General features: G+C 36.0%; 2 protein-coding genes. Both read right to left on the bottom strand.

Translation table 11 applies throughout. The annotated features are described in order from the left end of the window. Positions 1-107: 107 nt before the first annotated feature. Positions 108-512: a type II toxin-antitoxin system VapC family toxin gene (locus VB711_RS17680; protein WP_323287511.1), complete on the bottom strand. Its 405-nt coding sequence runs from the start codon at positions 510-512 to the stop codon at positions 108-110. Then, the gene (locus VB711_RS17675; protein ID WP_323287510.1) at positions 509-745 is read right to left on the bottom strand and encodes a hypothetical protein; all 237 of its coding nucleotides are present in this window, start codon (positions 743-745) and stop codon (positions 509-511) included. Before VB711_RS17675 ends, VB711_RS17680 begins: the two co-directional genes overlap by 4 nt. Positions 746-931: the final 186 nt, after the last annotated feature.

Here is a 931-nt window from a genome sequence, read left to right as displayed (position 1 = left end):
CGGACTGAAACTGTTGATATATCTAGGTTTTTGGTTTATATGCCTAACGGCACGCTACGCTATCAGCAAGCCCTAATTAAATCTTGAAATTATTATTACTTGATTTTTTATGAATGAATAGAAATCATTTTAATGCTTGGAGTGCGATGAATGGATCTTTCTGGTTTTTCATTAGTAACAAATTCTGTTGCCTCTACAGATAAAGCTGCTCCAATATGTAAAGCGTCCATTGCCCCTACTCCAAATTTACTTGATTGTTCATAAGCTGTAGCAATAATTGTATTTATATCCTTTGCCCAATAAGAAACTTCCTCAAAAAATGCTTCATAAAACTTAACTTCGCTTTTTTGGTGATTATAAATTGCTTTCGGTAATACTTCTAATTTAAGAAAAATACTAGAAGCAAATTCTCGGTTTTCGTTCTCCAGAATTTGTAAGGCTTTTTCAGCACTCTCTCCTTGAGAACGAGCAGCACAAATTAAAACACCAGCATCAATGAAAGTACGAATCATATCAGGTCTTCTCCATATCCACCTCGACGTTCTGCTTTCTCTTTGTCTGCTTCTTCAGCCGTTAATAAAGGTATACCAGAATCAATTATTTCTTGGCGGATTTTTCTTAACTTTTGACCCAATTTAGAACCGGATTGTTTTTGGTGTTTTAGAGAATCAATAAAAGCTAAAACTTTTGATTGTTCATCTGTATTTAAGTCTTGCCATTTATACAGTAGTTGTTCTGTAGTCATATTCTTAATTACTCCCGTTATTAACTGCGTGTTTAGAGTATTTAGTCATTATTACTGTCTGAATCAGACTATATTTTATAGGTAGGGCTTGCTGGAAAAGTCTTTTGGTTAGGGCTAGGAGTTAGGAGTCAGGAGTCAGGAGTCAGGAGTCAGCACTTTGGTTCGGCTGCGCTCACCAACCACGGC

Origin of the sequence: Cronbergia sp. UHCC 0137, from assembly GCF_034932285.1 — a bacterium.
Taxonomy (GTDB): Bacteria; Cyanobacteriota; Cyanobacteriia; order Cyanobacteriales; family Nostocaceae; genus Cronbergia.
The sequence above is the reverse complement of the archived record's forward strand: the minus strand, read 5'-3'. Positions and strand labels throughout refer to the sequence as shown.

Bases quoted from the DNA above. Each gene is read 5' to 3' on its own strand.
- VB711_RS17680 (WP_323287511.1), bottom strand. From the start codon at position 512: ATGATTCGTACTTTCATTGATGCTGGTGTTTTAATTTGTGCTGCTCGT.
- VB711_RS17675 (WP_323287510.1), bottom strand. From the start codon at position 745: ATGACTACAGAACAACTACTGTATAAATGGCAAGACTTAAATACAGAT.